The organism is Poseidonibacter sp. (assembly GCF_041821165.1).
Classification (GTDB): domain Bacteria; phylum Campylobacterota; class Campylobacteria; order Campylobacterales; family Arcobacteraceae; genus Poseidonibacter.
In genome coordinates, this window is the sequence record NZ_JBGUES010000057.1 from 3,115 (window position 1) to 12,433 (window position 9,319).

The 9,319-nt window shown below is 26.0% G+C and carries 13 protein-coding genes; 7 read left to right on the forward strand and 6 right to left on the reverse strand.

Going from position 1 to position 9,319, the window contains the following annotated elements:
- From ACERKK_RS06260 to trxC, 3 genes are all read left to right on the forward strand, one after another.
- Positions 1-270 (forward strand): putative metalloprotease CJM1_0395 family protein (locus ACERKK_RS06260; protein WP_373772230.1); only part of this gene is annotated, 270 nt, incomplete at its 5' end.
- Complete coding sequence (locus tag ACERKK_RS06265) at positions 257-496, forward strand: hypothetical protein (RefSeq protein ID WP_373772231.1); 240 nt, start codon at positions 257-259, stop codon at positions 494-496. The genes ACERKK_RS06260 and ACERKK_RS06265, both read left to right, overlap by 14 nt.
- Positions 497-500: 4 nt before the next feature.
- Positions 501-932, forward strand: coding sequence for a thioredoxin TrxC (trxC, locus tag ACERKK_RS06270; RefSeq protein ID WP_373772232.1), 432 nt, complete (start codon positions 501-503; stop codon positions 930-932).
- 6 nt (positions 933-938) lie between these two features.
- On the opposite strand, the gene ACERKK_RS06275 is transcribed toward trxC, so the two are convergent.
- Together ACERKK_RS06275 and ACERKK_RS06280 are read right to left on the reverse strand one after the other, a co-directional pair.
- Positions 939-1,430, reverse strand: a complete 492-nt coding sequence (locus ACERKK_RS06275; RefSeq protein WP_373772233.1) for a DUF523 domain-containing protein — start codon at positions 1,428-1,430, stop codon at positions 939-941.
- Positions 1,431-2,198, reverse strand: coding sequence for an ATP-binding protein (locus ACERKK_RS06280; RefSeq protein WP_373772234.1), 768 nt, complete (start codon positions 2,196-2,198; stop codon positions 1,431-1,433).
- A 220-nt stretch (positions 2,199-2,418) separates the two neighbouring features.
- On the opposite strand from ACERKK_RS06280, the gene ACERKK_RS06285 reads away from it, so the two are divergent.
- From ACERKK_RS06285 to ACERKK_RS06295, 3 genes are all read left to right on the forward strand, one after another.
- A complete protein-coding gene (locus tag ACERKK_RS06285; RefSeq protein ID WP_373772235.1) occupies positions 2,419-2,607 on the forward strand; it encodes a hypothetical protein in 189 nt (62 codons plus the stop codon).
- A 181-nt stretch (positions 2,608-2,788) separates the two neighbouring features.
- Entirely contained in the window at positions 2,789-3,034 is a 246-nt protein-coding gene (locus tag ACERKK_RS06290; protein ID WP_373772236.1) for a hypothetical protein, read from the forward strand.
- Positions 3,035-3,043: 9 nt separating this feature from the next.
- Positions 3,044-4,264, forward strand: coding sequence for a molybdopterin molybdotransferase MoeA (locus ACERKK_RS06295; RefSeq protein WP_373772237.1), 1,221 nt, complete (start codon positions 3,044-3,046; stop codon positions 4,262-4,264).
- A 28-nt stretch (positions 4,265-4,292) separates the two neighbouring features.
- Here the strand turns inward: ACERKK_RS06295 and ACERKK_RS06300 are convergent, their stop codons facing one another.
- From ACERKK_RS06300 to ACERKK_RS06315, 4 genes are all read right to left on the reverse strand, one after another.
- Positions 4,293-5,423, reverse strand: coding sequence for an SO_0444 family Cu/Zn efflux transporter (locus ACERKK_RS06300; protein ID WP_373772238.1), 1,131 nt, complete (start codon positions 5,421-5,423; stop codon positions 4,293-4,295).
- Positions 5,424-5,446: 23 nt separating this feature from the next.
- Positions 5,447-6,700: a M48 family metallopeptidase gene (locus ACERKK_RS06305; protein WP_373772239.1), complete on the reverse strand. Its 1,254-nt coding sequence runs from the start codon at positions 6,698-6,700 to the stop codon at positions 5,447-5,449.
- 99 nt (positions 6,701-6,799) lie between these two features.
- The gene (locus tag ACERKK_RS06310) at positions 6,800-7,162 is read right to left on the reverse strand and encodes a YbgC/FadM family acyl-CoA thioesterase (protein ID WP_373772240.1); all 363 of its coding nucleotides are present in this window, start codon (positions 7,160-7,162) and stop codon (positions 6,800-6,802) included.
- A gap of 308 nt (positions 7,163-7,470) precedes the next feature.
- Positions 7,471-7,617 carry a hypothetical protein gene (locus tag ACERKK_RS06315; protein WP_373772241.1) on the reverse strand — a complete coding sequence of 49 codons (147 nt, stop codon included), beginning with the start codon at positions 7,615-7,617 and terminating at the stop codon, positions 7,471-7,473.
- A gap of 268 nt (positions 7,618-7,885) precedes the next feature.
- Here ACERKK_RS06315 and ACERKK_RS06320 point away from each other — a divergent pair.
- A partial coding sequence (locus ACERKK_RS06320; protein WP_373772242.1) for a PAS domain-containing protein occupies positions 7,886-9,319 on the forward strand: 1,434 nt, incomplete at its 3' end.

The window sequence follows — 9,319 nt, forward strand, 5'->3', positions numbered from 1 at the left end:
GCTTCTTTAGCAAATACACTTGGTGCAATTAATTATAATTATCAAACTGGTCCAGATGGTAAATTATATGCTACAGGTGGTCATGTAAGACTTGATACCTCTATTCCACAAGATGAAGAAGCTGCTATTGCAAAACTTGATGATTTAGCAAAAGCTGCTACTGCAAGTGAGGGTTTAAGTGGAGCTGATGCAATGATTGCACGAACTGCTAACTTAAATAAAATGTTACTTATGAGTAAACAAGAAGGAGAAAATTATGACAATAAATAATAATCTAAACGCAATGCTTCAATCTCAAGTACAAATAGATAAAGCAGCTACAAATATTGCACAAGTTGCAAATACAGTTGGTGACCCTGCTTTACAAGAAGTTTCTCAGGATTTAATAGATTCTATTGTAAACCAAATTCCTGAAGTTATAGCTTATGGTGCAAATGCACAAGGAATAATAACACAACAAGCAGTTTCAGATGTTTTATTAGATTTAAAGGCTTAAAATTATGACAAAAATAAATGTAGTATGTCCTCATTGTTTAAAAGTAAATGCAATTGCACAAAAAGAATCTTATGCAAAAGCAAATTGTGGAAGTTGTAAAGATTCATTATTAGACACAAGTCCAATTGAATTAAGTCCTGAGAATTTTGACCATGTTGTTGTGAATTCTGAAATTCCAGTAATTGTTGATTTTTGGGCTCCATGGTGTGGTCCATGTAAAATGATGGCACCAATATTTAATGAAGTTTCTTCAAAATATGCCCTAAAAGCTCTATTTGTAAAAGTAAATACAGAAAAATATCAAGAATTAGGTGGAAAATTTAATATTAGATCAATTCCAACTATTGTAGTTTATAAAAATGGTGAAGAGAAAAAGAGAGTTTCAGGAGCTCTTGACCCCTTAAGATTATCTAATCTTGTAAATGAAAATTTATAAAAATAGCTAGGCTCTTTTTATAAATTTCTTAAGCTCACTAAGTTGTGTTTCATTAAAAACTGTAATACCATTTTCTGATAAAAGTCTCGCTGTTAAACCTTGTGCCTCAATTAAATTTCCCGAAAAAGTTCCATCATAAATCATTTTATTTGAACATGAAGGTGATTTTGATTTTAAAAGTGCCACTGTAATTTCTTCTTCATTACAAAGATCTAAAGCTTGTTTTGCTCCAACTAAAAAAGGTATTGTTACATCTTCATTATTTTGAGTCATAACCTTAAAAGGTTTTTCAATACTTACAATTTCTGCTGCTTCTCTAGGAGTTCCTAGTCCTGCTGATACTTCTGGACAAAAAGAGTAAACTTCATTAGTACAAAGAATATCCATGAAAATTTCTTTTGCAGAAAATGTAAAAGATGAACCCATAGCTATTGATGAATTTTTTCCATCATATCTAACATCTTCACCAAGAAGACAAGAAGAAACTAAAATTTTCATTTAGTCTTCTTTTTTTCTATTTAAATCTTCACTTTTGAAAAATGTAGAAGGTTGCATATTACTAAATGCTGCTTTCATTGATACAAAAATCTGAGGATTTTCTTCTTCTAGTTTTGCTAATAACTCTTTTGTAGTAGCTCTTGCATGAGGCATTTTAACATCAAATCTTAAGCCAGGACATGCTTCATCACCAATTACATTGATTTCATTTTTATCTGCAAATGCTCTTAATTGTCTTTCTCTACAAAAAATTAATGGTCTAATTACTTCTAAACCATTTTCAGCTTCATAAATTGGAGGCATTGATCTCATTGTACCATTGTAGAAGAAGTTCATAAAAAATGATTCCATGGCATCATCTAAGTGATGTCCAAGTGCAATTTTATTATATCCTTGTTCTTGTGCTGCTGTGTATAAATAACCTCTTCTCATTCTTGAAAAGAATGAACAAAATGAAGAATTTTTTCTAATTTTTTCACCTGCTAACTCAAATATTTGAGTATCAATGATTTCATGTTCAATTCCATGTTCTTTACAATGATCACTTAAAAACTGTACTTGTTCACCCATACCATAAGTTACTGTAACTGCTTTAAAGTCAAAATTAAATCTTGCAACTTTTTTTAATCTATTTAGTGTGTGAAGTAAAGTAAGAGAGTCTTTTCCACCAGAAAAGCCTATTAATACTCTATCTCCTTCTTTTATTAATCCATATTCAGCATTAGTTTTTCCAACTAGTGATGATATTTTTTTACTTATTTCAATCAAGATATAAATCCTATATAAAATTTTTTGCAATTATATCCAAATAGTCTCCATATCTAATAAAATTCAAAGCCAAATTTAGAATTTCTACTGATTTTTTAGCAAAAGTAATTAATTAAAATTATATAGAACAATTAGTGAATAAAACAAAGGAAGTTTTAATTGAACTTTTAGATAATTACTATATAATTCCAGATTAAATAATTAAGAAAAAGATACCATAATGACAACAGAAGAAGAAATTGAGTTTAAGAAAAAGATTAGTGAAACTATTATCCCAATAGCTATAAATATGACTGAAGACAAGATTAGAGATATTCTTGAAATTGTTCAAAGAGATAATCCACAGTTACCAGAAGGTTTTGCAAATATGTTGCTTGAACAAATAATAATAAAAAAAAGATCAAGATAGATCTTTATTTTATCTACATTAAATAACCAATATTTTATTTTAACAAATATGCTACTTCATTTGGTTATATCGATATCCACTTCTATTAAATATACAAAAAGGCAATAAGATTAGAATTACAATTACAGTAAATGAATTAAAAATACTACAAGAATTATGTAAAGAATCAGGTCAAGCAGACTTGTATAAAAAACTTCATATTGAAGAAGAAAAATATAAAAATAGTATTACTGATAAAAAAACAAATGCAACAAAAAAGGCTACAAAAGCAAGGCAAGAAGCTGCAAAAAAGAAAATTGAAGCTTCAGTAAATATGATGAGAATGTTTAATCAAAAAATTACAGTTTATTCTGTAGCAAAAGAAGCACAGGTTAGTTATAATACTGCACTTAAATATAAAGATTTTATAGTTCAAAATTCAAATTAAGGAAAGAATATGAGAGAATTTATAAGTTTTGATAAATCAATTGAAATTTTAGAAAATATTAATATTGCTAAACCTACAACTGAAAGATTGTTTTTAACAAATGCAATAAATAGAGTTATTGCTAATGATATAATTGCAGATCATAATAGTCCTGAGTTTCCAACATCAGCAATGGATGGTTATGCTATAAAGCATTCTGATATAAAAAATGAGTCTATTAAAATTATTGATAAAAATCCAGCAGGATTTGTAGTAGATTCAGAAGTAAAAGATGGTGTTTGTATCAAAACTTTTACAGGTTCTCTTATGCCAATTGGAAGTGATACTTTAGTTCCTATTGAAAATGTTGAAGTTTTCGAAGATTGTATTAAAATCACAAATGAAGTTCCTTTTGGTTTTGCTACAAGAGCTATTGGTGAGAACTATTCAAAAGGTGAAGTTTTAATTAAAAAAGGTTCAGTTATTGGTTTTGCTGAAGTTGGTGTTTTAGCTTCATTAAATATTGCTCAAGTTGATGTAATAGTTAACCCAACTGTTGCAATTGCAAGTACAGGAAGTGAAATACTTGACTTAGGTGAAATACAAACAAATGATGCACAAATTAGAAGTTCAAATCATTTAACAGTAGAAGCACTTTGTAAAACAAATGGAGCATCAACAATTCAAATGGGAATAGTTGAAGATGATATTGAATCAATTACAAACCTTTTTGAAACAGCTCTTCAAAAAGCGGATATTGTTGTAACAACTGGTGGTGTATCTGTTGGTGATTATGATTTTGTTCAAGATGTAATAAAAGATAAACTAAATGCTCAAGTATTATTTCACGGTGTTACTGTAAAACCTGGTATGCATATTTTAGTTGCTTTAAAAGATAGTAAAATTATTGTTGCATTACCTGGATTTGCTTACTCTTCAACAGTTTGTGCAATTTTATATGTATTACCTCTTATTTATAAATTTAGACAATCAAATGAAAGTTTACCAATTGTAAAAGCTAGAATAAGTGAAGATTTTCCAAAAAGAATGGCAAAAACAATTTTTACTGCTTGTAATGTTGAATATACTAATAATGAATATACTATAAACTTTGATGGTAAGAAAAAAGGTACAAGTGCAATTTTAACAAATATGTTAGAAAGCCCTGCTTTACTTATTCAAAAAGATGATAGCCAAAATATTAAAGCTGGTGATTTAGTAGATATTTTACTTCTTAATCATCTAAAATAAAACCATAATTACTTACATTTAAAAAAAGTTAATCTCTTTTTTTAAATGTAGCATTTTTAAAATCTATCTTATTATTTACTTTTAAATCATTTTGTACTTTAACATCACTCTCTTTTATATTATTATTTCTATAAAGTCTTGGTTTTATTAAATAGTATGACATTAAAATCAGCATAATTAAACTTGCTATATTTGAAATAATTGAATTATTATCATTATCTTCTAAAAAACTTATAATATTTAACTCACCAAAATAAATATCAAAAAACCATCCCAAAGCAAATGACATAATTGCAATAGTACTTACATAAACAATTAAAGCTTTTTTACCTAAACTTTTATATACAACACTCATAGTTATAGCACTTGTTGCAGGACCAGCTGTTAAAAATATAAAAGCAGCTCCTCCACTCATACCTTGAAGCATTAAAGCTGCTGCTATTGGCAAAGATGCAGTTGCACAAACATATAATGGCATTGCAAAAAGCATAATTATTATATATGTTAATATTTCATTTTCAAACAATAACTGTGTATACTCTTTTGGTGCAAAAGTAGTAAAAGCAGCACCAAGTAAAAGCCCAATAAAAAGTGTTTTTGCCATATCTTTAAATAAAGTCACATAAGCATAAGAGAACACTTTTTTAATTGAGAATTTTTCTTTTTTAGACGTATCAGATGAACAAGTTGATGTATTAGAACAACATGATTGAACTTTTATTTCATTTTCTTTTTCTTCTTTTAAATCTCTATCAACAAAGTTTTGAATTAATCCAACACTAATAGCAATAATAATTGATGATATAACTCTAAAAACTGTAAATATTAAACCAAAAAAAGAAAAAGTGGCTAAGATAGAATCAACTCCCGTAATTGGAGTTGAAATTAGAAAACTTTGAACAGCACCTTTACTTGCACCCTCTTTTCTTAATCCTTGAGCTAAAGGAATTACAGAACAAGAACAAACAGGTAAAGGAATTCCAAATAATGTAGCTTTTAAAACAGAAGAGATATTTCCCTTTCCTAAGTGTTTTATTACAAAATCATTTGGAATTAACTGCTTTAATATACCTGCAAATAATAAACCTACTAGTATATAAATTGACATTGCATTTAACAAAACTAAAAAGTTGTCTGCAAAAGATAACATTAATTCCATAATAATTCTACTTTCTATATTTTTTAGATATTAAAATCTTTATCTTTTAATGGATTTTCATCATTAGAACTATTTGATACATCATAACCCAACTCTTTAAATCTCTCTACTAATGGAGGATGAGAATAATAAAAGAAAATATATATAGGATGTGATAAAGGAAATGATTTATTTTCATTTGCAAGTTTTAATAAAGCACTTACTAAATCCTCTTTTGACTGTAAATTTGAGCCAAATTCATCTGCTGCATATTCGTTATGTCTTGAAATAAGAGAAACTAAAGGCATTAAGAAAAATGATAATATTGGTGAAAATATTAAAAAGATTGCAATAATTGCAGATGAGTCTTGCTCTAATGATAAACTTAAAAATAACTCTTGTGGTAAATTTCCAAATATAGCAAAAAATAAAAACATAACAAGTCCCATAATACCAATATTCTTAAGAATATCACCATTTTTAAAGTGACCTAATTCATGTCCTAAAACAGCAAGTAATTCATTATGAGTTAATTTTTGAATTAAAGTATCAAATAATACAACTCTTTTTGTACTTCCTAATCCACCAAAATATGCATTCAATCTATTATCTCTTTTTGATGCATCAACAGAAAATACACCTGAACTTTTAAATCCAACTTCTGTTAAAAGTTTTTCGATTTTTGCTTCTAATTCTTTGTCTTTTAAAGATTCAAATTTATCAAAAAATTTATCTCTAATTAAAGGATAAAGCATATTGATTAAAATAATAACAGAGAAAATAAAAGCAAATCCCCAAATCCACCATGTATCAAATGACTGAATAATAAAAGCAATTCCAGCAATTACTAATGAACCAAAGATTAAAAACAATACTGCACTTTTAATCGTATCTTTTATATATAAAGACATCGTCATATTTGAAAAACCATATTTTTTATCAAGCTTAAAAGTTGAGTATAAAGAAAATGGTAGAGTTAAAAACCAATTGATTATAATAAATAAATCAATAAATAAAACAGCTTTTAAAAGATATGAATCAGTTGTAATTAGTGAGTTTAAACTAGTTAATCCAAATCCAATCCATAAGAAAAATATCACGAAATCATAAAATGTAGAAGCAATAGCAATTTTTTCTTTTTCAATAGAATAATTTGCAGCCTCTTTGTATTTTGCTGAATCTGATAAAATTATAGGTTGTAAGTTTTTTGCATTTTTAACAAAACCTATTTGCATAAATGAAGTATATACGTTAAATACAAAATATAAACAATATGCTATTACAAATATTTCAAGCACTAAAAATCCTTTTTAAGTTAGTATAATTAAGGGTGTATAATACTATGATAATACTTGAGTATAAGTAAAAAATAAAGTTTTATTCTAATATATTATTTGTTATTTAAATACATCAAAAAGTTCTTTTGGAATGCGACTGGGTTTGAAATCACATAGATATGCAAGCTTAAAAATTCCTCTAAATAAAAGCTCATCACCTCTAAATATTTCTTGTTTCATAACTAATGATGCAGATTTCTTTTCAACTAATTCTGACTTTATATCTAAAACATCAGCAAAAACAGCAGGTTTTATATAATCAGCCTCAACACGCTTAACTACAAAAAAGTTTTTATCATTATGTGGAGATAATCCTTTTTGAAAAAATAATTCCGACCTTGCTCTTTCACAAAAACTTAAATAATTAGAATGGTAAACCACCCCACCACAATCTGTGTCTTCGTAATAGACTCGTATTTGCATTACAACCCTTTTTTAGATAATTTTAATCGAAGATAATATCTTATTTTTTATAAAATTTCGTTGATTTTTATTTGTGAATATTTATTGAGATAATCAAACAATAAATATATAAGATATTTATTAAATGATAGATTGTAAGGTACGTCTTAGATTTATGTTAATCAAAATGATCTGATTAAACTATTTGTTGGATAAATAGGTTTTTTTAATGATTTAAATTAAGACGAAATTGATTCTGATGAATACTTGGATTTATACTATCTCAGATCTAAATAGTATAACCATACTTAAAATAATTTTTTTATAAATTATTTATCTAAGTTTTTACTTTTACTTAAAATTGCTTCTGAATTTAATCCAGCTTTTGAACAAGCATCTTTTAAATTTTCTTTTTCTTCTAGAAGTCTTAATAGTACTTCGATTTTTTTGTTTATTTTTATATGTGTAATTGACATATTTATTCCTTTTTTTCTTCATATTGAAGTTTTAAAAATAAAAATGAGTTTTTTTGTTAAAAATGTGTAATATCAATAAGTGGTAATTAATAAAAGGCATAGAACAGATGAAACTCTAATTCATCTTAAGTAGGCACAGTATAACTGAAAGTAAAATAAATAGCAAGGCATTTATACGTAAATTTCATAATCTTCTAATTTTTATATAATTTAATATTATAATTAATCATTAATAAGATATACTTTATTATTAATTTTAAGGTTTTATATGAAAGACACATGTATTAGTGAGCTAACTGCTACAAAAGATTTGACTTTATTATATATTGAAAATGACGAAAACTCTATTATTCCTATCAGTGATACATTAAAGAAATATTTCAAATCAGTTATTGTAGTAAAAAACACGCAAGAAGCTTTGGAACAAATAGATAAATTTAATATCGATGTCTTACTACTTGATATAAATAATATAAAAGTTGATAGTTCAGAACTTATAACTAAATCAAGACAAATTAATCCAAATATATTAACTATCGTTTTTTCTTCATTAAATAAAATTGATAATATTATTGAAATAATGTCTTTAGATATTGATTCTTATATTTCTAATATTTTAAACAAAAATGAGTTATCTCAATGTTTAGAAAAAATAGCGAATAAATATTTAAAAATAAAAGAAAACTATGAAAATAAAAATAAAATCTTTATTTTAGAGCAATATCACAACGTTGTTAATAGTAGTATAATCGTTTCTAAAACAGATACAAGAGGTATTATTACTTATGCAAATGACAACTTTTGTAATATTTCAGAATACACAAGAGAAGAGTTAATTGGTAAAAATCATAATATTATAAGACATCCTGATAATGCTAAAGAAATATATGAAAATCTTTGGGAAACAATTGGTATAAAAAAACTTCCATGGACAGGAGTTATGAAAAACCTATCAAAATCTGGTAAAACGTATTATGTTAAATCTACTATGAAACCAATCTTTGATTTAAGTGGTGAAGTTGTTGAGTATATTAGTCTTAGAAATAACCTAAGTGCTATTATGAATGATAAAAAACATTTGCTTAATCAAATTGAATCAAATAATTTATCTTTATTAGCACTAATTCAAATAGAAGATTTTGAGATTTTAGATAAATTTTATAATATGTCAACAATTGAAAAAATAGAAAAACTATTTGGTTATGAGTTATTATCATATTTACCAAATAAAGACATTTTTGATACTGTTTATAATATTGGCAATGGAATGTATGCTTTACTTATTGACTTTTTTGCATATGCAAATTTTGTTCAAAATGTTAATGAATATTTTGAACAATTATCAAATAATGTAAAAAACTCAAGATTTATGATAGATGGTATTGAATATGATTTAAATATTATTATTAGTTACTCTTTTGGAAAATTAAACTTATATGAAGATGCAAAATGTGGTCTTATGGAAGCTGTTAAGAAAAAAGAGTCCATTGCATATTCAAATGACCTATCAATAAAAGAGCATATTGATGCTAAAAAGAATCTAGCAGTAATGAGTATGGTTAAAATTGCCTTAGATAATTATAATATTGTTTCATACTTTCAACCAATAATTGATAATAAAACTAAAAAGATTGCAAAATACGAATCTCTTGTAAGATTAATAAATGAAGAAGGAGAGATTTTAGCTCCTGGTTCATTTTTG